This is a genomic window from Synergistaceae bacterium (assembly GCA_017444345.1).
Taxonomy (GTDB): Bacteria; Synergistota; Synergistia; order Synergistales; family Aminobacteriaceae; genus JAFUXM01.
This window is the reverse complement of the sequence record JAFSWW010000046.1, coordinates 1-22,090: the sequence shown is the minus strand read 5'-3', so window position 1 is coordinate 22,090 and position 22,090 is coordinate 1. Positions and strand designations below refer to the sequence as shown.

36 protein-coding genes are annotated in these 22,090 nt (G+C 43.1%); 12 read left to right on the top strand and 24 right to left on the bottom strand.

The genetic code is table 11. The features are described 5' to 3' along the window. From rpmD to IJS99_02905, 24 genes are read right to left on the bottom strand one after another with little or no spacing between them, the layout of a single operon-like run. Positions 1-183, bottom strand: coding sequence for a 50S ribosomal protein L30 (gene rpmD / locus IJS99_03020; GenBank protein ID MBQ7560796.1), 183 nt, complete (start codon positions 181-183; stop codon positions 1-3). Positions 184-191: 8 nt separating this feature from the next. Continuing rightward, positions 192-725, bottom strand: coding sequence for a 30S ribosomal protein S5 (gene rpsE / locus IJS99_03015; GenBank protein ID MBQ7560795.1), 534 nt, complete (start codon positions 723-725; stop codon positions 192-194). Continuing rightward, positions 725-1,090 (bottom strand): 50S ribosomal protein L18, encoded by a 366-nt coding sequence (locus IJS99_03010; protein ID MBQ7560794.1) that lies wholly within the window; start codon positions 1,088-1,090, stop codon positions 725-727. Before IJS99_03010 ends, rpsE begins: the two co-directional genes overlap by 1 nt. Before the next feature lie 3 nt (positions 1,091-1,093). Then, positions 1,094-1,633, bottom strand: coding sequence for a 50S ribosomal protein L6 (gene rplF, locus IJS99_03005; protein MBQ7560793.1), 540 nt, complete (start codon positions 1,631-1,633; stop codon positions 1,094-1,096). A gap of 16 nt (positions 1,634-1,649) precedes the next feature. Then, on the bottom strand, positions 1,650-2,054 hold the full coding sequence (gene rpsH, locus IJS99_03000; GenBank protein ID MBQ7560792.1) for a 30S ribosomal protein S8: 405 nt from the start codon (positions 2,052-2,054) through the stop codon (positions 1,650-1,652). A gap of 21 nt (positions 2,055-2,075) precedes the next feature. Next, positions 2,076-2,261, bottom strand: coding sequence for a type Z 30S ribosomal protein S14 (locus IJS99_02995; GenBank protein MBQ7560791.1), 186 nt, complete (start codon positions 2,259-2,261; stop codon positions 2,076-2,078). A 2-nt stretch (positions 2,262-2,263) separates the two neighbouring features. Next, positions 2,264-2,824 (bottom strand): 50S ribosomal protein L5, encoded by a 561-nt coding sequence (gene rplE, locus IJS99_02990; GenBank protein ID MBQ7560790.1) that lies wholly within the window; start codon positions 2,822-2,824, stop codon positions 2,264-2,266. 3 nt (positions 2,825-2,827) lie between these two features. Beyond that, a complete protein-coding gene (gene rplX / locus IJS99_02985) occupies positions 2,828-3,157 on the bottom strand; it encodes a 50S ribosomal protein L24 (protein ID MBQ7560789.1) in 330 nt (109 codons plus the stop codon). 16 nt (positions 3,158-3,173) lie between these two features. Beyond that, entirely contained in the window at positions 3,174-3,542 is a 369-nt protein-coding gene (gene rplN, locus IJS99_02980) for a 50S ribosomal protein L14 (protein ID MBQ7560788.1), read from the bottom strand. Between the two features lie 2 nt (positions 3,543-3,544). Further along, the gene (gene rpsQ, locus IJS99_02975; GenBank protein ID MBQ7560787.1) at positions 3,545-3,838 is read right to left on the bottom strand and encodes a 30S ribosomal protein S17; all 294 of its coding nucleotides are present in this window, start codon (positions 3,836-3,838) and stop codon (positions 3,545-3,547) included. Beyond that, a complete protein-coding gene (gene rpmC / locus IJS99_02970; GenBank protein ID MBQ7560786.1) occupies positions 3,831-4,058 on the bottom strand; it encodes a 50S ribosomal protein L29 in 228 nt (75 codons plus the stop codon). The genes rpsQ and rpmC overlap by 8 nt, the downstream gene beginning before the upstream one ends. 5 nt (positions 4,059-4,063) lie before the next feature. Then, complete coding sequence (gene rplP, locus IJS99_02965; protein MBQ7560785.1) at positions 4,064-4,483, bottom strand: 50S ribosomal protein L16; 420 nt, start codon at positions 4,481-4,483, stop codon at positions 4,064-4,066. A gap of 4 nt (positions 4,484-4,487) precedes the next feature. Then, positions 4,488-5,171 carry a 30S ribosomal protein S3 gene (gene rpsC / locus IJS99_02960; protein ID MBQ7560784.1) on the bottom strand — a complete coding sequence of 228 codons (684 nt, stop codon included), beginning with the start codon at positions 5,169-5,171 and terminating at the stop codon, positions 4,488-4,490. A gap of 18 nt (positions 5,172-5,189) precedes the next feature. Then, complete coding sequence (gene rplV / locus IJS99_02955) at positions 5,190-5,537, bottom strand: 50S ribosomal protein L22 (protein ID MBQ7560783.1); 348 nt, start codon at positions 5,535-5,537, stop codon at positions 5,190-5,192. 18 nt (positions 5,538-5,555) lie between these two features. Further along, positions 5,556-5,825 (bottom strand): 30S ribosomal protein S19, encoded by a 270-nt coding sequence (gene rpsS / locus IJS99_02950; GenBank protein ID MBQ7560782.1) that lies wholly within the window; start codon positions 5,823-5,825, stop codon positions 5,556-5,558. 16 nt (positions 5,826-5,841) lie between these two features. Beyond that, complete coding sequence (gene rplB / locus IJS99_02945; GenBank protein MBQ7560781.1) at positions 5,842-6,669, bottom strand: 50S ribosomal protein L2; 828 nt, start codon at positions 6,667-6,669, stop codon at positions 5,842-5,844. 18 nt (positions 6,670-6,687) lie between these two features. Continuing rightward, on the bottom strand, positions 6,688-6,984 hold the full coding sequence (rplW, locus tag IJS99_02940) for a 50S ribosomal protein L23 (GenBank protein ID MBQ7560780.1): 297 nt from the start codon (positions 6,982-6,984) through the stop codon (positions 6,688-6,690). Beyond that, on the bottom strand, positions 6,981-7,607 hold the full coding sequence (rplD, locus tag IJS99_02935) for a 50S ribosomal protein L4 (protein MBQ7560779.1): 627 nt from the start codon (positions 7,605-7,607) through the stop codon (positions 6,981-6,983). Before rplD ends, rplW begins: the two co-directional genes overlap by 4 nt. 15 nt (positions 7,608-7,622) lie before the next feature. Beyond that, positions 7,623-8,249: a 50S ribosomal protein L3 gene (gene rplC, locus IJS99_02930; GenBank protein MBQ7560778.1), complete on the bottom strand. Its 627-nt coding sequence runs from the start codon at positions 8,247-8,249 to the stop codon at positions 7,623-7,625. 24 nt (positions 8,250-8,273) lie between these two features. Beyond that, entirely contained in the window at positions 8,274-8,579 is a 306-nt protein-coding gene (gene rpsJ / locus IJS99_02925) for a 30S ribosomal protein S10 (protein ID MBQ7560777.1), read from the bottom strand. Positions 8,580-8,586: 7 nt separating this feature from the next. Next, a complete protein-coding gene (gene tuf / locus IJS99_02920; protein ID MBQ7560776.1) occupies positions 8,587-9,789 on the bottom strand; it encodes an elongation factor Tu in 1,203 nt (400 codons plus the stop codon). Between the two features lie 24 nt (positions 9,790-9,813). Beyond that, the gene (gene fusA / locus IJS99_02915) at positions 9,814-11,883 is read right to left on the bottom strand and encodes an elongation factor G (protein ID MBQ7560775.1); all 2,070 of its coding nucleotides are present in this window, start codon (positions 11,881-11,883) and stop codon (positions 9,814-9,816) included. A gap of 6 nt (positions 11,884-11,889) precedes the next feature. Beyond that, a complete protein-coding gene (rpsG, locus tag IJS99_02910) occupies positions 11,890-12,360 on the bottom strand; it encodes a 30S ribosomal protein S7 (GenBank protein MBQ7560774.1) in 471 nt (156 codons plus the stop codon). 14 nt (positions 12,361-12,374) lie between these two features. Further along, the gene (locus IJS99_02905; GenBank protein ID MBQ7560773.1) at positions 12,375-12,752 is read right to left on the bottom strand and encodes a 30S ribosomal protein S12; all 378 of its coding nucleotides are present in this window, start codon (positions 12,750-12,752) and stop codon (positions 12,375-12,377) included. An 838-nt stretch (positions 12,753-13,590) separates the two neighbouring features. Here IJS99_02905 and IJS99_02900 point away from each other — a divergent pair. From IJS99_02900 to IJS99_02845, 12 genes are all read left to right on the top strand, one after another. Next, entirely contained in the window at positions 13,591-14,025 is a 435-nt protein-coding gene (locus IJS99_02900) for a hypothetical protein (protein ID MBQ7560772.1), read from the top strand. Positions 14,026-14,338: 313 nt separating this feature from the next. Further along, complete coding sequence (locus IJS99_02895) at positions 14,339-14,641, top strand: hypothetical protein (GenBank protein ID MBQ7560771.1); 303 nt, start codon at positions 14,339-14,341, stop codon at positions 14,639-14,641. Then, positions 14,616-16,424: a phage terminase large subunit family protein gene (locus tag IJS99_02890; GenBank protein ID MBQ7560770.1), complete on the top strand. Its 1,809-nt coding sequence runs from the start codon at positions 14,616-14,618 to the stop codon at positions 16,422-16,424. The genes IJS99_02895 and IJS99_02890 overlap by 26 nt, the downstream gene beginning before the upstream one ends. A gap of 342 nt (positions 16,425-16,766) precedes the next feature. Continuing rightward, positions 16,767-17,030: a hypothetical protein gene (locus IJS99_02885; protein ID MBQ7560769.1), complete on the top strand. Its 264-nt coding sequence runs from the start codon at positions 16,767-16,769 to the stop codon at positions 17,028-17,030. Continuing rightward, positions 17,030-18,499, top strand: a complete 1,470-nt coding sequence (locus tag IJS99_02880) for a phage portal protein (GenBank protein ID MBQ7560768.1) — start codon at positions 17,030-17,032, stop codon at positions 18,497-18,499. Before IJS99_02885 ends, IJS99_02880 begins: the two co-directional genes overlap by 1 nt. Positions 18,500-18,544: 45 nt before the next feature. After that, a complete protein-coding gene (locus tag IJS99_02875; GenBank protein ID MBQ7560767.1) occupies positions 18,545-18,718 on the top strand; it encodes a hypothetical protein in 174 nt (57 codons plus the stop codon). After that, positions 18,705-18,986: a hypothetical protein gene (locus tag IJS99_02870; protein MBQ7560766.1), complete on the top strand. Its 282-nt coding sequence runs from the start codon at positions 18,705-18,707 to the stop codon at positions 18,984-18,986. The genes IJS99_02875 and IJS99_02870 overlap by 14 nt, the downstream gene beginning before the upstream one ends. A 114-nt stretch (positions 18,987-19,100) precedes the next feature. Next, positions 19,101-19,835 (top strand): Clp protease ClpP, encoded by a 735-nt coding sequence (locus IJS99_02865; GenBank protein MBQ7560765.1) that lies wholly within the window; start codon positions 19,101-19,103, stop codon positions 19,833-19,835. Further along, positions 19,816-20,040: a hypothetical protein gene (locus tag IJS99_02860; GenBank protein MBQ7560764.1), complete on the top strand. Its 225-nt coding sequence runs from the start codon at positions 19,816-19,818 to the stop codon at positions 20,038-20,040. Before IJS99_02865 ends, IJS99_02860 begins: the two co-directional genes overlap by 20 nt. Before the next feature lie 43 nt (positions 20,041-20,083). Beyond that, on the top strand, positions 20,084-20,482 hold the full coding sequence (locus tag IJS99_02855; GenBank protein ID MBQ7560763.1) for a hypothetical protein: 399 nt from the start codon (positions 20,084-20,086) through the stop codon (positions 20,480-20,482). 30 nt (positions 20,483-20,512) lie between these two features. After that, entirely contained in the window at positions 20,513-21,553 is a 1,041-nt protein-coding gene (locus tag IJS99_02850; protein ID MBQ7560762.1) for a major capsid protein, read from the top strand. Next, a complete protein-coding gene (locus tag IJS99_02845) occupies positions 21,547-21,918 on the top strand; it encodes a hypothetical protein (protein MBQ7560761.1) in 372 nt (123 codons plus the stop codon). The genes IJS99_02850 and IJS99_02845 overlap by 7 nt, the downstream gene beginning before the upstream one ends. The last annotated feature ends 172 nt before the right edge of the window (positions 21,919-22,090 follow it).

Here is a 22,090-nt window from a genome sequence, read left to right as displayed (position 1 = left end):
TTATTCTTGCACCTCCCATTTTACTAGGTGCCGCACATGTTCAAGCATTCCCCGAATTTGAGGCGTGTCATCGTGTTCGACCTGTGAATTTAATTTCTTAAATCCGAGTGCTTTTATTGTGCGCTTCTGTCTTTCGGGAAAACTAATAGTGCTCTTGATCCATTTTGCTTTAATTTTGGCCATGATGTTCACTACTCCCCGATTATAGCTTCTTCAGGTGCTGACTCTTCCGTGTCGACTTCTCCGGCCAGTCCCCTTAGCTTCATAATTTCGTCCGATGTACGAGTTATCTTTATAGCCTCAAGTGTTGCATGTGCTACGTTTATAGCGTTTGAAGTCCGGCCCGTAACTTTTGTAACGACATCTTTAACGCCGCCAAGTTCCATAATTGCACGAACTACACCGCCTGCTATAACTCCAGTTCCTGCGGGTGATGGCTTGAGTAATACTCTAGCTGCTCCGAACTCACCGACTACAGGGTGCGGGATTGTGTCGCCGTCATGCTTTACTGAGACTAAATTTTTCTTTGCTTTCTCGATACCTTTTCTGACTGCCTCGGCGATTTCTTTTGCTTTGCCGATACCTGTACCGACTTGATTAGCTCCATCACCGACTACAACGAGAACGGCAAATCTAAATCTCTTACCGCCTTTAACGACTTTGCTGACACGATTAATCGCTACAACTCTTTCTTGTAACTCTACTTCTAATTCTCTTCTGGGCATTAGAATATTAAGCCTCCTTCACGGGCTGAATCTGCTACAGCCTGAATCTTTCCGTGATAGGCATGGCCGCCCCTGTCGAATACTACAGAAGTAATGCCTTTCGCCTTTGCACGTTCCGCTATAGTCTTCCCGATGACTTTTGCCGCGGCGATATTGCAGCCCCCTTTGAGTTCCGGCTGTAATGCTTTCTCAAGAGTTGACGCACTCACAAGCGTATGGCCTTTGTCATCGTCTATGACTTGCACATAAATATTTTTCAAGCTCCTGAACAAACAAAGCCGGGGCTTTTCTGCTGTGCCTGAAAGAGTCTTGCGTAATCTCTCATGCCTTATTACGCGCATATCGTTTCTGCTTCTCTTCTTCATGGTTTACTTTGCTCCAGTCTTTCCGGCCTTGCGGATAATGTATTCATTCTCGAATTTGATACCCTTTCCGTGATAAGGCTCAGGCGGCCTGAATTCCTTAATCAATGCGCAGGTCTGCCCGACTAATTCTTTATCAATGCCTTTAACGTGAAATTTTATCGGGTTCTCTACAACTATTTCTATACCTTCAGGCAGCGTGAACTCTATCGGGTGTGAATAGCCTAAATTCATTACTAACTTTTTGCCCTGTAATGCTGCTCTCCAACCTACTCCGACGATTTCAAGAGTTTTGGAAAATCCAGCTGTTACACCTGTTATCATGTTCGCTATTAATGCTCTTGTCATTCCGTGCCATGCTCTTGTCTGCTTCTCTTCATTGGAGCGAGAGACTTTCACAAGACCTGCGTCAATTTCTAAATTTATACCGGGCATTAATTTCGCGTGTAATTCACCTTTAGGGCCTTTCACGATAATATCATTGCCCTTGAGTTCAACGCTTGCACCTTTTGCGATTTCAACTGCTTTGCGTCCGATACGAGACATTATTTATTCTTCCTCCTTACCAGACATAGCAGAGAACTTCTCCGCCGAGACCGAGTTTATTTGCTTCTGTTCCGGTCTTCAAACCTTTTGACGTTGAGAGAATTGCTAAACCTAAACCGCCCATTACAACCGGTAATTTATCGCGTCCAACGTAAATTCTGCGGCCGGGCTTGCTTATGCGTCTAAGTCCCTGAATAACTCTCTCTTTGCCGTTCCCATATGATAAATAAATCCTGATTTCTGCGTATGGTTTCGCAGGATCCGTTATCATTCTAAAATTGCGTATATAGCCCTCATCTTTAAGAATTCTTGCTAGAGCTAATTTCATTTTACTCGACGGAATATCAACACTTTCTGCATAAATCATATTTGCGTTTCTTATTCTCGTGAGCATGTCTGCAACAGGGTCATTAACGTACATTTAAATTTAACCCCTTCCAAATTACCAACTGGATTTAACAACGCCGGGGAATACTCCCTCACGCGCCATCTTCCTAAAGCAGCATCTGCACATGTCAAACATTCTGATATAACCGTGAATTCTCCCGCATAACGGGCACCGATTATATTTCCTTGTGCTGAACTTCGGCGTCTGCATTGCTTTATTCTTTAGTGCCTTACGTGCCATTATTAAGCCTCCCTGCCTGTCCTAAATGGAAGTCCTAAGCCCTTTAACAGTGCAAATGCTTCCTCGTCAGTTTTCGCGCTCGTTACTAATGAAATATTCATACCTCGTGAGCGAATTACTTTGTCATAACTTATCTCAGGGAATATTAACTGTTCTCTCAAGCCTAAATTATAATTTCCGCGCCCGTCAAAACCTTTGCGAGTTATGCCCTGAAAATCTTTTATCGCAGGAAGTGCAAGAGATACTAATCTGTCAAGAAATTCCCACATTTTCGCGCCCCTCAAAGTAACTGCACAGGCTACGGGCATATTTTGACGAACTTTGAAGCCCGCGATTGACTTCTTTGCACGCTTTAATAACGGAGCTTGACCAGTAATAGCGCGTAATTCATTTATTGCCGCGTCCATGAATTTAATATCGAGCTTGGCATCTCCGACACCGATATTTACTACAATTTTTTCAAGTTTGGGCAGCTGCATTACATTTTTATAGCCGAATTCACGCAATAATGCCGGGGCTACTTCATTCTTGTATTTTTCCTGAATTCTAGGTGTGATTGCCATAGATTAAAGCCCTCCCCTGTCAATTATTTCGCCGCACTTCTTGCAGACACGGACTTTTTTGCCGCTCTCAAGAAAACTAGTTCCGACCCTCGTAGCCTTGCCGCATTGCGGACATACAAGCATTGTCTTACACGCATAAATCGGCGCTTCCTGCTTAATTATGCCGCTCTGAGGGTTTGTCTGAGTTGCCCTTACATGACGAGAGACCATATTAACGCCCTCTACTACTATTAAATCACGTTCGGGAATTCTGCGTATAATCTTGCCTTCTTTGCCCTTATCTTTGCCGGATATTACTTTGACCCGGTCATTTTTCTTTAATCTTACTGTCATGATTTTACCCCTTCTATTACACTACTTCAGGAGCAAGCGACAATATCCGCATGTATTTTTTCGCTCTGAGTTCACGACCGACCGGCCCAAATATACGAGTTCCGCGCGGTTCTCCGTTTGCGTCAATTAATACTGCTGCGTTGTCGTCAAATCTTACATAAGTGCCGTCTTTACGCCTGATTTCTTTTTTCGTACGAACTATAACAGCTTTAACGACACTGCCCTTTGCTATATTGCTATTCGGTATTGCCTCACGGACTGAAGCGACTATTACATCGCCTATTGTCCCGTAACGCCTTTTACTGCCGCCCATTACTTGAATACAAAATAATTTCCTCGCGCCGGAATTATCAGCTACATTCAAGACTGTTGTCAACTGTATCATGTTTAACCCTCCTGAACTCCTTCTGAAATTATTTCCGCGTCAGTTCCAAATACGGGCGCTTGTCTGGTAATCTCAAGTAACTCCCGGCGTTTAGTTTTGCTTAGGGGTCTTGTCTCTCTGATTCTGACTTCATCACCCATAGCGCATTTATTCTCTGCGTCATGAGCTATATATTTTTTTGCGCGTTTAATTCTCTTGCCATATAACGGGTGTTCGGCCATGCGTTCAACTCGGACGACTATAGTTTTGTCCATTTTGTTGCTCACGACTATACCCGTGCGAACTTTACTAGGCATTCTCTGCCGCTCCCCTTTCAACTGCTGCTTTCTCAGATAATACTGTCATAAGTCTTGCTATAGTCTTCTTGGCTTCTCGAATTCTGCTCGTATTCTTCAAGTGCCCGACGGCATTCTGAAAACGCAGATTAAATAATTCTGTCTTATACTCTTTAATTTTGCCGGAGATTTCTTCACTCGTTAATTCTCTGAGCTTCTCAGGCTTTACGTTTGCGTCCATCAGGCTTATTCACTCCCTCCGCTGCGTACAACCATGCGAACTTTCACCGGTAATTTATGGCTTGCTGTCCTGAAGGCTTGTTGTGCTACGTCCTCAGGAATTCCGGAAAATTCAAATAATACACGGCCTCTCTTAACTGCGGCTACCCAGTATTCAGGCGCGCCCTTACCTTTACCCATACGAGTCTCCAAAGGCTTCTTTGTGTAGGGCCTATCAGGAAATACGCGTATCCAGATTTTGCCGCCCTTCTTCATTTTACGGGATATTGCTATTCTTGCCGCCTCAATTTGTCTAGCTGACAGCCAAACGTTTTCGAGTGCCTGAATTCCATAATCCCCGAAATCTACTTTTGTCCCGCCTTTAGATATTCCCCTTAATGGAGATCTGTGCGATTTGCGATATTTCACGCGGCTAGGCATTAACATTTATTTATGCCCCCTTGTTTGCTGGCCTGTTGCGTGCCGGGCGTGCCGGTGCTTGGGCTTTCTCGTTTTGTCTGTCGCGATAAATCCAGACTTTACAACCGATTACGCCGTACATTGTAACAGCCTCTGCAAATCCGTAATCTATATCTGCTCTTATCGTCGATAATGGCAATTGCCCCTCGTTGTACCATTCTGTGCGCGCGATTTCTGCTCCGCCTAAACGTCCTGCAACTTGTGCTTTAATGCCTTTAACTCCGGCTTTGGTAGCTCTAAAAATTGCCTGCTTCATTGCTCGTCTGAATGATACTCGGCGTTCTAATGAGCTTGCTATTCCCTCTGCTACTAACTGGGCTTCTACGTCGGGATTCTTTATCTCGTGAACGTTTACCATTACTTTGCCGCCTGTTATAGCCTGCAATTCGTTCTTGATATTCTGAATCTCGTTCCCGCCCTTGCCGATTACTACACCGGGGCGCGCTGTATGAATCGTAAATCTTACAACAGGGCCGACGCGTTCTATTTCTATGCGTGAAATTCCTGCGCCTTCCCATTTCTTCAATATATATTTACGCAGCTTTAAATCCTCGTGTAACTTTTTCGCGTAACTTTTTTTATCGGCGTACCATCTTGATTGGAATTCACTAGAAACTCCTAGACGATAACCTACTGGGTGAACTTTCTGTCCCATTTAAAAAATTTCCTCCTACTAATTACGCTCGCCGAGCTTGATGACTACATGCGATGTCTTATGCACATACGGATGAGCGCGTCCCATTGATACGGGCCTGAAACTCTTCATCATTGCGCCCTGATTCGCATATGCCTCACAGACAAATAATTTATCTAAGTCCATGCCGTAATTGTGTTCAGCGTTGGCCATTGCACTATTTAAAACTTTTAATATTATGCCGGCTGCTCGTTTGTCGCTGAATTTCAACATAACAACGGCTTTTGCTGCACTCTTTCCGCGTATAAGCTCTAACACTTGACGGACTTTATACGGGCTTATTCTGGCGTTCTTAGTCATTGCTGCGGCTATTTTCTTATCTGCCATCTAAAAATTTCCTCCCGTTTATTTCTTCTTGTCCTGTCCGGCGTGATGTCCAAATCTGCGCGTTGGTGCGAACTCGCCGAGCTTGTGCCCTACCATGTTCTCACTGATATATACGGGCAAATGCATTTTTCCGTTATGCACTGCGATTGTATGACCTATCATTTGAGGCACTACTGTTGAACGTCTTGACCAAGTTTTAATAACTTTCTTGCTGCCTGATACGTTCATTGCTTCTATTCTGTCTAAGAGCCTTTGTTCGACAAAAGGCCCCTTCTTTGTTGAGCGCATTTATCTTCAGCTCCTTTTACTTATCATAACGCCTGCGGACTATTAACTTATCTGAAGGCTTGCGTTTTCTTGTCTTGTAACCTTTTGCAGGTGTTCCCCATGGTGAGACTGGGTGCTTGTTGGATTTGCTCTTACCTTCACCGCCACCCATAGGGTGATCTACAGGGTTCATTACCATACCACGAACTACAGGCCGGCGACCTCTCCAGCGCGTTTTACCTGCTTTTCCGAGCGAAATATTATCATAGTCTTCATTGCCGACTTGTCCGACTGTGGCCATACATTCAAGCAAAATCAATCTTAATTCATTGCTCGGCATTCTGATATATGCGTATTTGCCCTCTTTGGACATTAATTGCGCGCTCGTACCCGCTGAACGTACTAATTTAGCTCCGCCGCCCGGTTGTAATTCTATATTATGAATAAACGTTCCAACCGGAATATCCTTCAGCTTTAAAGCATTGCCGGGTGTAATATCGCTCTCTGGGCCTGAATAAATCATATCGCCCACGTTTAAACCCTTCGGCAAAATTATATAACGCTTTTCTCCGTCAACGTAATTAATTAAAGCTATTCGGGCGTTCCTGTTAGGGTCATATTCAATCGTTGCTACTCGTCCGGGTATGCCTAATTTATCACGCTTGAAATCTATTATCCGGTATGCTCTGCGATGTCCGCCCCCGATATGACGCATTGTTATTCTTCCGGTGTTATTGCGGCCTCCGTGCTTGCGTAAATGCACTATTAATGAGCGTTCCGGCTTGTCCGCCGTAATATCTTCGCGCCCCTGTATCGTCATTTGCCTGCGCCCGGGCGTATACGGCTTAAATTGTTTTATCGACATCTCTAAATCTCCTGTAAACTAAATCGAGGCACCCTCGAAAAATTCTATACTCTGGCCCGGCTTAAGCGCAACTATTGCCTTTTTCCATGAACGCGTATATCCCTTTGTCAGTCCCCTGCGGCGTAATTTGCCCTTCACATTCATTGTATTTACTCCGGCTACTTGGACTTTAAAGACTTCTTCAACGGCCTTGCGTACCTGAATTTTACTCGCGCTCTTGTGTACCTCAAATGTATATTTATTCAAGCCCATTAATGCGCTCGATTTCTCCGTGATTACCGGCCTGATTATTATATCGTGAGCTGTTAAATTCATGCGTTATAGACCTCCTCAATTTTCGCTACGACTTCAGGCGTTAATATCAAATTCTTTGCGTTGAGAATATCATATACATTTATGCTTGATACGTTTATGCACTTTGCCCCGGATAAATTTCGGACTGAACGCGTTACGTTTAATGCATTCGAGCTGTAAATTATTAACGTCTTGCCAAATCCCAGCGCGCTGAATAATGCTTTTATCGTCTTTGTACTGGGCTTCTCTATCGTCTCAAAACCTTTTACAACCGCCGCTAATTCTTCACGCACCTTGTCTGATAATACACTTCTCAATGCAAGCTGACGAACTTTTTTATTAACTTTCTGCGTATATTTCCTAGGGTGCGGACCGTGTGCTACTCCCCCGTGCGTCCATATCGGTGAACGTGTAGAACCTTGACGAGCTCGGCCCGTGTGCTTCTGCCTCCATGGCTTTTTGCCGCCTCCTGAGACATCGCCGCGCGTGAGTGTGTTGTGCGTTCCCTGTCTGCAATTTGCTAAATGAGCGGTTACTACTTGATGTATCGCACTCATATTAACTGATTGATTAAATACTTTCTCTGAGAGTTCCATTTCTCCGGCCCGGTCCCCGTTTAGCTCGTAGACTTTTACGAATGGCATAATCTTTTACCCCCTTTAGTCTTTCTTGTAGAGGGCAATGAGGCTATTTTTTGAGCCTGGGACTGCGCCTTTTACCAGAATTAAATTATTCTCGACATCAACGGCCATTACAGTAAGATTCTTGACTGTAACTTTATCGCTTCCCATGTGGCCGGGCATTCTTTTGCCGGGGAAGACGCGGCCGGGATAAGAAATTGCACCGCTTGAGCCTCCGTGTCTATGTTCGACCGAAGTACCGTGTGAAAATTGCTGGCCTCCCATATGATGACGCTTGATAACTCCTGCGAAACCTTTACCCTTTGATATACCTTTGACGTTAATTTTTTCGCCGGCTGTGAATAAATCTACTTTGATTTCCGAGCCTACTTCATACTGCTTAACGTCATTGACTCTGAATTCTCTAAGAGTCCTCTTTGGTTCGAGCTTCAATTTCTCGAACATAACTTTTTGCGGTTTGGACAGCTTATGAGCCTTGATTGACTCAAAGCCGAGAAGAACAGCAGAATAGCCGTTCTGTTCGGGGGTACGCAGAGCAACTACAGAGCACGGCCCAGCAGAGACGACCGTAACAGCTACGGCCTGTCCCTCTGAGTCATAAATCTGTGTCATTCCGAGTTTTTTCCCCAGAATCCCTATTGACATAATTAATTAATTCTCCTTAATAAATTAAAATTTTATCTGTATGTCTACGCCCGACGCTAAATTTAACTGCATCAGTGCATCCATAGTCCTTTGTGTCGGCTCAATAATATCTATTAATCTTTTGTGAGTACGCATTTCGAACTGTTCGCGGGCATCCTTATCCTTATGAGGCGATTTCAAGATTGTAATACGTCCTATTTCAGTCGGTAAAGGAATAGGGCCTGATACTCGCGCGCCAGTTGAGTGTGCAGTCTCGGCGATTTGAGCGGCTGAGGCGTCGAGTACTCTATGGTCAAAAGATTTTAATCTTATGCGGATTTTGCGTGCCATAATTCTTTTACTCTATAATACTTGTAACGACACCTGCACCGACTGTGTGACCGCCTTCACGAACTGCAAATCTTAATCCTTCTTCCATTGCAATTGGCACAATTAACTCTACTTCAAATGTAGCGTTATCGCCGGGCATTACCATTTCTACGCCTTCAGGGAGCTTAATATTTCCTGTAACGTCTGTAGTCCTGAAATAGAACTGCGGCTTGTAACCTGCAAAGAAAGGAGTATGACGGCCGCCCTCTTCTTTCTTGAGTACGTAGACTTCGCCTTTAAATTTTGTATGAGGTGTAACAGTGCCGGGTTTTGCGAGAACCTGCCCGCGTTCAACGTCAGCCTTGTCAATGCCTCGTAATAATACTCCTACGTTATCGCCTGCTTCTGCGCTGTCGAGTATCTTTCTGAACATTTCAAGAGATGTAGCGACAGTTTTTGTAGTGTCTCTCTTAACACCTACGATTTCTACAGGTTCACCGGCGTTAATAACTCCGCGCTCAACACGTCCAGTAACAACAGTGCCGCGTCCTGAAATTGTGAAAACGTCTTCAATGGGCATTAAGAACGGCTTATCAATTTCACGTACAGGGTCAGGAATGAAATTATCGCAAGCGTCCATTAAGTCAAAAATGGGTTTGCAAATCGGGTCGTCCTTCTTGCCTGTGCCCTTCTCTAAGACTTCAAGAGCTGAACCGCGAATAATGGGAATATCATCGCCGGGGAATTCGTATTTATTGAGGAGTTCACGGACTTCCATTTCTACGAGGTCAAGCAATTCGGGGTCGTCGACTTGGTCAGTCTTGTTCATGAATACGACGAGGGCGGGGACGTTGACCTGACGAGCTAATAAGACGTGTTCACGAGTTTGAGGCATAGGACCGTCTGCGGCACTGACAACTAATATAGCACCGTCCATCTGAGCGGCACCGGTTATCATGTTCTTGATATAGTCAGCATGTCCGGGGCAGTCAATGTGTGCATAGTGTCTCTTGTCCGTCTGATATTCGACGTGGGCGATGTTAATAGTAATTCCGCGCTCGCGTTCTTCAGGTGCTTTGTCTATCATGTCATATGCTGTGTATTCGGCGTAACTCTCTGTAGCTAGGCACTTAGTGATTGCGGCTGTTAAAGTAGTCTTGCCGTGGTCGATATGTCCGATAGTTCCGATATTTAAATGAGGCTTGGTGCGTTCGAATTTTTCTTTTGCCATAATATAGCAACTCCTTCTAAAAAATTAATTTAATTTACCCTGCAAAATTTTCTCGCTGACTTCTGCGGGTGTCTGTTCGTAATGATCAAATTGCATTGAGTAATTAGCTCGTCCTGATGTCTTGCTTCTCAAGTCAGTAGCATAGCCGAACATGCCGACTAATGGCACAAAGGCTTTAACTATTCTTGCATTAGCTCGTATATCCATGCCGTCAATACGTCCGCGCCGTGATGATATATCGCCTATAACATCGCCTAAATATTCTTCAGGTGTAACGACTTCAACGGACATAACAGGCTCCATTAAAACGGGGTCAGCGCGTTTCATTGCCTCTTTGAAGCCCATTGACGCGGCGATTTTGAAGGCCATTTCCGAGCTGTCGACCTCGTGATAACTCCCATCAACAAGAGTAACTTTAACGCCTATAACAGGATAACCGCCTAACACGCCTGACTGTATAGCTTCTTCGAGACCTTTTTCAACTGCCGCAATATATTCTTTAGGTACAACGCCACCGACAATTTTGTCTTCAAATTCGTATTTATTGCCTTCGAGCGGCTCAATTTCGAATACAACATGACCATATTGACCGCGTCCGCCTGATTGACGAATATATTTACCTTCTGCACGGGCACTCTTGCGTATTGCTTCCCTGTAAGAGACTTGCGGGTTTCCGACTTTAACGTCAACGCCAAATTCACGTTTAAGCCTGTCTACAATTATTTCTAAATGTAATTCTCCCATTCCTGAAATAACAGTCTGGCCGCTCTCTTCGTCGTTGTGAACTCTAAATGTAGGGTCTTCGTCTGCAAGTGCGTTCAAACCTTTAGATAATTTCACTTTATCCTGTTGAGTAGCAGGCTCTACAGCTAGAGAAATAACAGGCTCAGGAAATTCTAAGCTCTCTAACACGATTTGATTTGTTTCACTGCAAAGAGTGTCGCCCGTCTTAGTGCTTCTAAGTGATGGAACAGCTACAATCATTCCGGCTTCCATTGCGTCAATATCTTCGCGCTTGTTTGAGTGCATTCTCATGATACGGCCGATTCTTTCTTTCTGGCCTGAAGTGGGATTGTAAACAGTTCCGCCCTTTTCGAGTTTACCGGAATAAACACGCAGGAAAAATATTTTTCCTAAAAACGGGTCTACAGCGATTTTGAATGCAAGCGCAGTAAAAGGCTCGTCAACTTTGCTGTGTCTCTCAACAATTTCATCGGGGTTAGCTGGGTTAAATCCCTGAACTGGCGGCAAATCCATAGGGCTGGGCAAATATTCAACAACTGCGTCAAGTAAAGGCTCAACACATTTATTTTTGAAAGCTGACCCGCATAAAACTGGGACGGCCTTAAGGTTGATTACTGCCTCGCGCAAGGTTTTGCGTATTAATTCAGAGCTTATTGGCTTACCTTCAAGATAAAGCGTCATAATGTCGTCGCTGAAATCTGATAAAGCCTCGATAATATTTTCACGGCCTTGTTTAGCAGACATAGCTAATTCTGGGGGAATTGTTCCTTCTGAAGGTGCCTGACCTAGTACTCCCGAAAAATAAAATGCTTTCTGCTCGATTAAGTCCACTATTCCCGCAAAATCGTCTTCTGCTCCGATTGGTAATTGTAGGGGGATTGCGTTTGCTCCTAATCTTTCACGCATGGCCTTTACTACAGAGTGAAAATCTGCTCCGATTCTGTCCATTTTGTTGACAAATGCTATTCTCGGAACGTGATATTTATCAGCCTGCCGCCAAACTGTTTCAGATTGAGGCTCAACCCCTCCGACCGCGCAAAACACTGCAACAGCTCCATCAAGAACGCGCATAGATCTCTCAACTTCTACTGTAAAATCCACGTGCCCCGGCGTATCAATTAAATTTATAGTATGACCTTTCCACGCGCATGTAGTAGCCGCAGAAGTAATAGTAATACCTCTTTCGCGCTCTTGTTCCATCCAGTCCATTGTAGCAGTGCCTTCGTGGACTTCACCGACTTTATAATTACTTCCTGTGTAATATAGAATTCGTTCACTTGTCGTAGTTTTTCCTGCGTCAATATGTGCGGCGATTCCTATATTTCTAACTTTGCTGATTTCCAAAAAAATAACTCCTTACCAGCGATAATGTGCGAACGCTCTATTTGCTTCAGCCATTCTGTGAGTATCTTCACGGCGTTTGATTGAAGCACCTTCGTTTTTGTAAGCGTCCATTAATTCACGCATAAGTCTTTCACTCATTGGCATACCCTTTTTTGCCCTTGCGTACATTACAATCCATCTTATTGAAAGCTGGACACCGCGTTCGGGTGTAACTTCGACAGGGACTTGATATGTTGCGCCGCCTACTCTTCTAGGTCTGACTTCAATTTGAGGCGTAACATTTGCCATAGCCTTCTCGAAAACTTCAAAGGGTTCAACGCTCAATTTTTCCGCAGCCTTCTCTAATGCACCGTAAAAAATTCTTTCAGCGAGACTGCGCTTACCTCCCATCATCAAGGCACTTATAAATCTTGACGCGGCCGGATTGTTAAATCTAATATCAGGCTCAGGGGGTCTCTTCTTAATATGTCCTTTTCTCGGCATTATAAATCCTCCTGTTACTTCGCTTTAGGACGTCTTGCGCCATATTTTGAGCGGCTTCTCTTGCGATTTTCTACTCCACCGCAGTCTAAAGTCCCTCTTATAATATGATAACGAACACCGGGCAAATCTTTAACACGGCCTCCCCTTACGAGTACTACAGAGTGTTCTTGTAAATTATGGCCAATTCCCGGAATATATGAAGTAACTTCTATACCGTTCGTTAATCTTACACGCGCAACTTTCCTAAGGGCTGAATTCGGCTTCTTAGGTGTAATAGTATAAACTCTAGTGCATACACCACGCCGCGCCGGATTTCCTTGTAATGCCGGAGAATTGCTTTTACTTTTTTTCTCTTCACGTCCAAGCCGGACTAATTGATTAATTGTTGGCACTTATCAATGTAAAAGCTAAGATACTTTTACACTTTCCTCCCTTCGCAATAATTTTTTTGCTGACATAACAGCGCGATAATCTTAGCAAATGAACGGGCTTTGTGTCAATAATTATAGAATAAAAATTTTTGTGCGAGAAATATTTTTTTGCATATTATAATAGGAAGAAACATTTTATATTTTGCGAGAAGGAATTTAATTTATTCCCCCTGCCTGTGCAATTTGTCAATTTTGTATATATACTGATTTTGCGCTCGTAAAAACTACTGGTAAAGATTGCCCTATTTTCGGGAAAGATTCCCCCTGATTCGGGAAAGATTTTTATAGACTTTTATTGACTTTCCCGCAACTTTCCCGCCGGTATTTTCTCCCTGGGATTGCTAATGCATTCGACTTGTTGCGGGTTGTTGTCTTACTTTATAACTTTTCAAATATGGGAATAATTTAATATTGAATCATAAAATCGGGAAAGTTCGAGCCTAAAATCGTAAGTCAGGATAAAATTTTTTTTGCCGGCGTCCCAAGGAAATATAAACCGGATATGAAAAACGCGAAATCTTTCCCGTTTTGAGAATTTACACGCAAGAAAGCCGGTAATCGCAACAACTCACAAAAAAAGCACGGCCGGTAAACTTTCCCGCAAACTTTCCCGAACTTTACCGGACACGCATAAACGAGCCGGCAAAGCCGGGCGGGGAGGGGCCAGGGGGACGGGCACGGGGTCCCCCTGTGCATGTTCGAGCTAAAAAATTTTGTGTTGAGCAGTGAATCAGGGCGGCGGGCGGGGGTATTTGGCAGCCCTGGCTGTGTTATATTTATTTCGAGGTGATATAACAAAATGGACGACTCCAAATCTTTTTATAGAATGGCTGAAAAATTTTTATATGACTATCTTTACACGCGCTACGAAATTGAAAAGCTCATACAGAAAATTAGACTCATTGATATAGATGTTCACGCACAAAATTATAATAATGATTTACATTCAAGCATTCCCGTTGACCCTGTAACAGATTTATTTATGAGGCGCGAGAAAGTTATTTATCAGATTAATTCACGGCAGAAAATTATCTCTCAGGTTAATAAATTTCTTGACACGTTAAGAATCGAATCGCGTTCATATCCCGACGGCGTATTGATTATAGAGCTGATATATTTCTGCAAATTCAAGGCTCATGACGTAGCAAACAAGTTAAATATTTCTGTGAGGACTCTATATCAGCGCAAGAAAGAAATTATAAAATTTTTTGCCGAGTGTCTGCAGAAATCATGATATAATCAACACAATCAAGAAAAATATTTATTTCTCGTGTGAATGAGCGCGGGAAATTTTTTATAAGCGTGTAAGGTACTGGGAAGGGGGGCCGGGCGGGGTTCTTGCAGCGAAAGAAACCCCCGATTCTCTCCTAGCGGCAGAAATTTTTTTATCGGGGGAGTCGTTCATGTCAAAAATATTATTATGGCTATGTTTGATTTGTGAATGTATTTTAGCGGGGTTTATCATTTATGACGCGTGGGACATTTGGCGTAACACCCGTTAAACGTGTCGAATTCGACGGGGTTAAATTTTATGAGGTGATTTATTTATGGACAATGATGAATATTTAGAAGCTAAGACGAGATTAACACTTGCTAAGGCCGAACGCGAAGAGTTAAAGCTCGCTCAGGAAAAGCACGAGTTATTATCGCGTGAACAGGTTAATCTTGCATGGGCTGAAAAGGTTAATATTGTAAAGAATAAAATTTTATCCATTCCGGAACTCGCACCAGTCTTAATAAATCATACTGCCGGCGAAATCAAAAGCATTCTTAACGGTAAAACACGCGAAATTTTGAACGAACTTGCAAACGAGGATTCAGGCTTTGAATCTATGGAGTCCGCCTCCTGATATTAGTATTGCAGAATGGGCCGATTATTTCCGCGTTATATCACCTGAAGCAAGCGCAGAAATAGGACGCTGGCACACTGACCGGGCACCGTATCAGCGCGAAATTATGAACGCTATATCAGACGACTCAATTGAACGCGTTATCATGATGAGTGCTGCGCAAGTCGGCAAGTCTGAAATTATCTTGAACACAATCGGTTATTATGTCGATAAAGAGCCGAGTCCGATTTTACTTTTACAGCCTACTCTTGAAATGGGCGAAGCATTCTCTAAAGACAGACTCGCGCCTATGATTCGCGATACACCGTGTTTAACAGGTAAGATTAAGGACCCCCGCGCAAGAGACTCCGGCAATACTTTATTACACAAGAGATTTGCAGGCGGTCATATTACAATCGCAGGGGCAAATTCTCCGGCTGGACTTGCAAGCCGTCCTATCAGGATTTTATTGTGTGATGAAGTTGATAGATACCCTGTGAGTGCAGGAACTGAAGGCGACCCGCTGAATCTTGCACAGAAGAGAACACAAAACTTTTGGAACCGTAAAATATTATTTGTGAGCACTCCGACTCTTTTAGGCCTGTCAAGAATTGCTAAAGAATATGATTTATCAAGTAAAGAAGAATGGACTCTGCCATGTCCCGAATGTAAGCAATATAACGCGCTTGATTTTGAAAATATAAGATTTAAGGATGTAAGAGAGCCCGTTATGAAGTGCAATCATTGCGGGCGGGAGTTCGGCGAGCTTGAATGGAAGCGTAATCAATTATTAGGCAAGTGGAAAGTTAATAATCCTGAAATAACGCGAGTCAGAGGCTTTCACTTAAATGCATTTGCGAGTCCTTGGGCGTCATGGGCTAAATTATGCGCGGATTATCAGGAAGCAAAAATTAACGGAGAAGAGAATTTAAAAGTGTGGACTAATACAGTTTTAGGGCTGCCGTATGAATCAAAAGCGGGTACATTAGACAGTGAGATTTTAGAGAATAGACGGGAAAAATATAATGCTGAACTCCCCGATGGCGTGCTTGTGTTGACTGCAGGCGTAGACGTTCAAGATGACAGGTTAGAATGTGAAATAGTAGGCTGGGGACTTGGCCATGAGTCATGGGGTATATGCTATAAAACTATTTACGGCGACCCCTCGCTTAATGAGACTTGGTTATTACTTGACGATTTTCTTTGTAAGGCATGGCATTTCAAGGACGGCAATAAATTATTACTTTCTTGCGTGTGCATAGATTCGGGCGGACATTTCACGGATGAAGTCTATATTTACACAAAGCCGCGTTCAAAGCGCAACATTTTCGCAATAATCGGGCGCGGGGGTTATGGACGTCCCAGTGCAGCAGGCCCGACTCGTAATAACCGCCGTAAAGTTCCGTTATTTACGCTCGGAGTAAGTACTATCAAAGGTGTCTTGCAATCGCGTTTAATGGTTGAGAAAGCCGGAGCCGGTTACTGCCATTTTCCGGATGATAAAGATTTAGGCTATGACACAAGATATTTTGCAGGTCTTACAAGTGAACGCATGATTACAAAACGAATTCGAGGCCGTGAGCAGATTGTGTGGGAAGTCAGAAATAAAAATATCCGTAATGAGCCGCTTGACTGCAGAGTGTATGCAACGGGAGCACTTGAAATATTTAACCCTGATTTAGCAAAACACGCGGCAAGAATGGCGGGGATTCATATTCCTGAAAAGCAGAAAGAAACAAGCCAAGTTCTCAAACGCAAGACGGGGGCGCGGGTTAAATTATTGAGGTCAGGAGTCAGAATGTGAAAGCATGATAAAATATCCGCGTCATTATTATTATTAGCCGAAGATAAAAATATCAGGGGAGACCCGGCAGCTTGGCCGGGTCTTTCTTGTTATGTGATAAAATATTTGCAAATTCGTAGAAAGGAAGGAAGAAATAAGAAAACGGGTATTTTTTTCTTGAGCCTCTGCGAATGACAAATTTATACGTTTTGAGTCAAAATAAAATAGCAGTCGAATCAATCAGACAATTTATTAAATAATTTTCTCTGATACCGTCTGAAATCTTAAGCCTTTAGGGAGAGTAAGGCCAGGCAAGATTTACGAGACACCATCAGGGAATTTTTTATGTGCGAGGTGTGAGTGTTGAATGTTGTAACAGGCACTAAAAATATAAAACTTGAAATTTTGCGGCATAGATTATTGAATTATTATGAGGCTGAACAGGCAATATTAACCGGTCAGGAATTCGAGCTTGAGGGCTTGAGATTGACTCGTGCAGATTTAAAAGTCGTCCGCGACACTATTAATGATTTAGAGCACGAAATTACTAATTACGAATCTGCTATAAATCCCAATAAAACACGGCCGAGATTTAGAGTCGTTATTCCAAAAGAAAGGCTTTATTAATGCTTATATTCAGAAATTCGGGATATTCCCATCACGGTGCAAGCCGGAGTAAAAGCTCGCTTATTTCATGGAACTCTACCAGTTATTCAGCACATGAAGATATTAGTGAAAATCTTTCTTTATTACGGGAACGCTCAAGAGATTTATACTCGGGGGGCGGGCCGCTCGGCCGGGGGGCGATTGATAGAGTCGTGTTAAATTCTATAGGTTCAGGCCTGCGTTTGAATGTCAGGATTGACAGCGGTAAATTAAATATGACTCCGGAAGAGTCCAGTAAATGGGCGTCGGATATTGAAGCAGTTTTTGACGCATGGGCAAGCCGTAAACGGGCAAGCATTGACGGCACGTTAAATTTTTACGAGCTGCAAGTTTTAGCATTCAAGAGTGTTTTATTAGACGGGGACTGTTTTGTTGTATTCGGTCAAAATGATTATACGGGCAGGCGTAATAATTTATTTACCCGCTTGCAAGTCGGTTTAATCGAGGGCGAACGTGTAGCAGATCCCAGCATAAAACCTTCAGGCGTTATTATTGACGAGGGAGTCGAGCTTGACGAAATGGGCTGCCCAACCGCTTATTACATAGCAAACCGCAACCCTGAAAGCACGCTGATAAATCAGCCCGTTTTGGAATTCAAACGGGTTCCCGTTTATGACGAATTAACAGGCGAACGGAATATTTTGCATTTATTCAATCCTGAACGAATAGGGCAGCGTCGGGGAGTTCCTTTTTTGGCTCCGGTTATAGAGACTTTGAAGCAGCTTTCAAGATACACGGACGCTGAATTAATGGCTGCTGTAGTGTCAGGAATGTACAGCGTATTTTTTGAGCACCCTGAAAGAGAATCGGGCCAAGTCGGCGAAGAGTCATATGCAAGTGAAGAAGGACTCGGAGGTCTTGAAGGATTAGAGAATATCACGCAGCAGGAAATGTACGGGACTGTAATAGATTTGCCGGAGGGCGTGAAAGTATCAACGGCGAGTCCGGGCAGGCCGAATCAAAATTTTAACGCGTTTATTGCGTCTCTAGTTCAGCAAATCGGGGGAGCCTTAGGAATTCCCAGCGAATTATTATTTTTGCATTTTACTGCGAGTTACAGCGCGAGTCGGGGTGCCCTATTAGAGGCTTGGAAATTATTTAGATATTGGCGTGAATGGTTCGCAAGTAATTTCTGCCAGCCCGTTTATGAAAGATTTCTATATAGTTATTTGCTTGCTAGTCAAGACGAGCGGTTTATCAAGAGTGATTACAAGAATGAAGATTATTTTTACTGGGCGGCGTGGACAGGACCGAGTCAGGGACAGCTTGACCCAGTCAAAGAAGTTAATGCGGCTGTTCAACGGGTAAATAACGGCTTCAGCACCTATCAGAAAGAGACGGGCGAACTCACGGGCGAAGATTTCGAAATGAATATAGCGCAATTAAGACGCGAGAAGGAATTATTACGCGGTATTCAAGACAGGAAATGATATATAATAGACCTGGCAAGAGTAATTAAGAGAGAGGGATTTATTATGTATCATTCACATTCAACAGAAGAAATTATTAACGAGGTACGGGCGCAAATGATAGCGGGGACTCCTGTTTATATACCGCCGGAAATTAAAGCAGTTGTCGAACGCAAAACACCCCAAGAAATTCGCGGGGCTTTATCGTGGGCATGGAGGGAAGCAAATGGGAGAAATTAATAACAGCCCCCGTTCATATAGCAGAGTTTATAAATTACTCGTTCACGGTGAAGACGATTTAGCGGGACAGATTGCTTATTCTATCTATAAGAATCACAAGATAGACAAGATAACGCGGTTTGCGGCACAAAATAAACGGCTGCCAAATAATGAAGAACTTACTTCTTTTATGGACAATGCCGAATCCGATGAGCAATTTTCGCCTCGTTTATATTCTTTGCAGGGGGTATATTATTATTACTTGCAGCGGGCGGCCGGACCCGCATAGGTCAGACATTAATTGAACTTGCAAGATGAGTAATTAAGAATGAATTATAAAGTGTAAAGCTCCTTCACGTTTTTATTGTGGGGGAGTTAATTTTTTAAGAAAGAATGTGATTTTATGTATATGACTCGTATCAGGAACGAGGCAGTTAATGAGAGTGAATCAAATTCAAACTCTCAAGTCAGGGACATTTTTATTTATTCAAGCATTGAACATGATGATTTATTCGGAATGAGCGCAAATAAGTTAATAGACTCGCTCGGAGATTTGAAGGCGTTATCTAAAATAGTCCTTCACATTAACAGCGAGGGCGGTGACTTATTCGAGGGAGTCGCGATTTATAATTTACTCAAGGACTCCGGCGTTGAGATTGAAGCAATTATTGAAGGATTTTGCGCAAGCTCGGCGAGTGTTATAGCAATGTCGGCAAGTAAAATTATCATGAAGCGCGGGAGTGTCTTAATGATTCATAAGCCCGTAACGTTTGCAAGCGGCACCAGTGAAGAATTAAATAAATGCGCTGAAGTTCTGAACATGATAACGGAAAATATCATAGATATTTATCAAGCCCGCACCGGACTATCACGAGATACAATTAATGACTTAATGAATAAAGAGGCTTATATGTCCGGCGAAATGGCTAAATCTCTAGGATTTTGCGACGAATACGAGAATACGCAAGACGCGAATCAAGAAAACAAACCGGCCAAGCAAGACGAAAATATAACGCCTGAAAATTTAGGAGACCGTCCAGTTTTAAATTTTTTACCCGTCAAGAATAAGCCGCAGGATTTGCAGGAACAAGCAATTAATTTAATGGCAGGTTTTATCAATGGCAAGCGAAATCATTAGAGACGGCGTTAAATATAGAGTCGCTCATACGTTCGAATTCAAGAACGGGCAAATCTCAAAATCTTATAACGGCGGGGAAATAACCGGGCCGGATATTGACTCAATAATTGAACACGACGCGGCAAATGCAAAACTTGACAGGCAAGATAAATATTTTGCTATGCTTGACGCTGAAGAAGAAGCGAATCAATTAATTAACATTTAATTAACATTAAATTAAAATTTCACAAGAAAAGGAGTAAATAACTATGGCAGACAATGACACTAAAACAAGATACGAACAGCAACTCGCCGAGGCAGCAGAAATGGAAATAAGGGACGAGCTTATTATTTCAAGTCCTAAGGCATGTGTAATCAAAATCAACACCGCAGGAACTTACAAGCGCGGGACTCTCTTAATGGAAAGCGCAACAGCGGGCGAATACGTCAATGCAACTGCTGCAGGAACTGCTAATAAAGATTGCGTAATTCTTGCTGACGACGTAGAAATTAGCGCAACGGAATATGCAGAATGTGCGGCGTATTTCTCCGGAACATTTAAGGCAAGTTCCGTTATTCTCCCGTATGAGACAGCGAACGACTCTCATGCTGATTTAATCGCGGCCGTATCTCATAATTTGAGAAAGCACGATATTTTACTCGGTTAATTTATTCACACAAGAAAGGAAGTTATTAGAATGAGCGTTAATTATTATGACCCTAAGACATTACGCGGCGTTATTCGTAAAGTTCAGCCCGTCAAGACATTTTTTAAATCGCGTTTTTTTGCCGAGAGTGTAACATTTCCTACTGAAACAGTGAGTTTTGAGTTTTACGAGAATAAACGCAGGCTCGCACCGTTCACAAATTCAAGACTGGGAAGCCAGGCGCTGCATCGCGACGGTTATGAGGTAAGGACTTATCACACGCCTTTGTTATCGCCTGAAAGAGTTATCACGAATGACACATTAGCAATGAAATTATTAGGTGAATCGCCTTACAACTCCGGAGTCAGTCCCGACGAAAGAGCAGCAAAAATCGCGGCTAATGATTTAAGCGAGTTGCTTGACTCAATTGCACGGCGTCAAGAATATATGTGCGCACGGGTTAAGCAAGACGGGCAGCTTACTATATCGGGCAAAGGCTTTAACGAGTCTGTAGATTACGGGTTCACGAATATAGAGACTTGCGCGCAGGCTGATAAATGGACTTCAAGCTATGATATTATTAGCAAACTCAAGCAAAAAGCCATGTTATTACGCAAGGCCGGAGTCAATCCCAACATGCTTATACTCGGCACAAACGCAGCAGAGGCATTACTTGATAATACTAAAATCACAAAATTATTGGACTTGCGCAGGGTAGATTTAGGCGAGATTAAGCCTCAGGAACTCGAAGACGGAGTCGAATATTTAGGACGCCTCACAATGCCGGGCTTATTCTGTGATATTTATTCTTATAATGAATTCTATTACGATGAAGACAGCGGCAACTCGTTCCCGTATTTAGACACTGATTGTGCGATTTTACAGAATTCAAGCGAGCAAAATACTATGTTGCACGGCGCAATTACTTACATTGACAGCAAGACGCGCGAATATGTAACAGAAATGAGTGAGTACGTACCTCAAACCTGGACGGAAATAAACCCGTCCGTAAAGCATATATCAGTCTCAAGCCGTCCCCTTCCCATACCTCACGATATTAACGGCTGGATAGTGTTAAAAGAAGTATGCTAGATTTTGAGCGCGAGGCCCTGAAACTCTGCAAATCAGGCCAGTATAAAAATTTTCGCGAGTCCGCATGTATTGACATAAATAAAAATTTTTTCGGTCATGAATTCGCGGACTTTAATGACATTGACGGGCATAAAATTTTAAGCATTCTCGTTAATGACACTAAGGGCGTATCAGTTCCGGCAAGTGAGGAGTCAGGCACTCAAGGCGTTATGCGTTCGAACGTGATTTTATATTGCCGTTATGAAGATATTTCAGGCCTCAATAAGAATCAATCTGTCAGGATTAACGGGGATTTATACACAGTGCTGGAATTCCGTAATATAAAGTCTTATGCGTGGCGTATAGTGTTAGAGCGCAACGAGTAATCAAGAAAGAGAGTGAGTTTACATGAATGCATTAATAATTTTCGCAGCAATAATCGCGGGCGGATTTTTGGGAATGGTTGCAGGCTTCGGGCTTTATCTTAACCGTGAAAAAATAGGCGGCTGTGAAGAGTGCGGCAAGGGCTGCGAGATAACTAATTATTATTTTTACGGC

Excerpts from the sequence above, each read along its gene's own strand:
- rpsQ (MBQ7560787.1), bottom strand. The coding sequence starts at position 3,838 with ATGCCTAGTAAAGTTCGCACGGGTATAGTCGTGAGCAACAAAATGGAC.
- rplN (MBQ7560788.1), bottom strand. The coding sequence starts at position 3,542 with ATGATACAGTTGACAACAGTCTTGAATGTAGCTGATAATTCCGGCGCG.
- rplD (MBQ7560779.1), bottom strand. The coding sequence starts at position 7,607 with ATGCCATTCGTAAAAGTCTACGAGCTAAACGGGGACCGGGCCGGAGAA.
- IJS99_02875 (MBQ7560767.1), top strand. The coding sequence starts at position 18,545 with ATGTATCATTCACATTCAACAGAAGAAATTATTAACGAGGTACGGGCG.
- IJS99_02880 (MBQ7560768.1), top strand. The coding sequence starts at position 17,030 with ATGCTTATATTCAGAAATTCGGGATATTCCCATCACGGTGCAAGCCGG.
- rpsH (MBQ7560792.1), bottom strand. The coding sequence starts at position 2,054 with ATGTACGTTAATGACCCTGTTGCAGACATGCTCACGAGAATAAGAAAC.
- IJS99_03010 (MBQ7560794.1), bottom strand. The coding sequence starts at position 1,090 with ATGAAGAAGAGAAGCAGAAACGATATGCGCGTAATAAGGCATGAGAGA.
- IJS99_02900 (MBQ7560772.1), top strand. The coding sequence starts at position 13,591 with ATGGACGACTCCAAATCTTTTTATAGAATGGCTGAAAAATTTTTATAT.
- rplW (MBQ7560780.1), bottom strand. The coding sequence starts at position 6,984 with ATGAATTTAACAGCTCACGATATAATAATCAGGCCGGTAATCACGGAG.
- rpsE (MBQ7560795.1), bottom strand. The coding sequence starts at position 725 with ATGCCCAGAAGAGAATTAGAAGTAGAGTTACAAGAAAGAGTTGTAGCG.
- IJS99_02995 (MBQ7560791.1), bottom strand. The coding sequence starts at position 2,261 with ATGGCACGTAAGGCACTAAAGAATAAAGCAATGCAGACGCCGAAGTTC.
- rplC (MBQ7560778.1), bottom strand. The coding sequence starts at position 8,249 with ATGTCAATAGGGATTCTGGGGAAAAAACTCGGAATGACACAGATTTAT.
- rplB (MBQ7560781.1), bottom strand. The coding sequence starts at position 6,669 with ATGTCGATAAAACAATTTAAGCCGTATACGCCCGGGCGCAGGCAAATG.
- IJS99_02870 (MBQ7560766.1), top strand. The coding sequence starts at position 18,705 with ATGGGAGAAATTAATAACAGCCCCCGTTCATATAGCAGAGTTTATAAA.
- rplX (MBQ7560789.1), bottom strand. The coding sequence starts at position 3,157 with ATGACAGTAAGATTAAAGAAAAATGACCGGGTCAAAGTAATATCCGGC.
- rplV (MBQ7560783.1), bottom strand. The coding sequence starts at position 5,537 with ATGGCAGATAAGAAAATAGCCGCAGCAATGACTAAGAACGCCAGAATA.
- rplP (MBQ7560785.1), bottom strand. The coding sequence starts at position 4,483 with ATGTTAATGCCTAGCCGCGTGAAATATCGCAAATCGCACAGATCTCCA.
- rplF (MBQ7560793.1), bottom strand. The coding sequence starts at position 1,633 with ATGTCTCGTATCGGACGCAAAGCAGTTGAAATCGCAAAAGGTGCAAGC.
- IJS99_02850 (MBQ7560762.1), top strand. The coding sequence starts at position 20,513 with ATGAGCGTTAATTATTATGACCCTAAGACATTACGCGGCGTTATTCGT.
- IJS99_02860 (MBQ7560764.1), top strand. The coding sequence starts at position 19,816 with ATGGCAAGCGAAATCATTAGAGACGGCGTTAAATATAGAGTCGCTCAT.
- rpsJ (MBQ7560777.1), bottom strand. The coding sequence starts at position 8,579 with ATGGCACGCAAAATCCGCATAAGATTAAAATCTTTTGACCATAGAGTA.
- IJS99_02845 (MBQ7560761.1), top strand. The coding sequence starts at position 21,547 with ATGCTAGATTTTGAGCGCGAGGCCCTGAAACTCTGCAAATCAGGCCAG.
- IJS99_02895 (MBQ7560771.1), top strand. The coding sequence starts at position 14,339 with ATGGACAATGATGAATATTTAGAAGCTAAGACGAGATTAACACTTGCT.
- rpmC (MBQ7560786.1), bottom strand. The coding sequence starts at position 4,058 with ATGGACGCAAACGTAAAGCCTGAGAAGCTCAGAGAATTAACGAGTGAA.
- IJS99_02865 (MBQ7560765.1), top strand. The coding sequence starts at position 19,101 with ATGTATATGACTCGTATCAGGAACGAGGCAGTTAATGAGAGTGAATCA.
- IJS99_02855 (MBQ7560763.1), top strand. The coding sequence starts at position 20,084 with ATGGCAGACAATGACACTAAAACAAGATACGAACAGCAACTCGCCGAG.
- rplE (MBQ7560790.1), bottom strand. The coding sequence starts at position 2,824 with ATGGCAATCACACCTAGAATTCAGGAAAAATACAAGAATGAAGTAGCC.
- rpmD (MBQ7560796.1), bottom strand. The coding sequence starts at position 183 with ATGGCCAAAATTAAAGCAAAATGGATCAAGAGCACTATTAGTTTTCCC.
- tuf (MBQ7560776.1), bottom strand. The coding sequence starts at position 9,789 with ATGGCAAAAGAAAAATTCGAACGCACCAAGCCTCATTTAAATATCGGA.
- rpsG (MBQ7560774.1), bottom strand. The coding sequence starts at position 12,360 with ATGCCGAGAAAAGGACATATTAAGAAGAGACCCCCTGAGCCTGATATT.
- rpsC (MBQ7560784.1), bottom strand. The coding sequence starts at position 5,171 with ATGGGACAGAAAGTTCACCCAGTAGGTTATCGTCTAGGAGTTTCTAGT.
- rpsS (MBQ7560782.1), bottom strand. The coding sequence starts at position 5,825 with ATGCGCTCAACAAAGAAGGGGCCTTTTGTCGAACAAAGGCTCTTAGAC.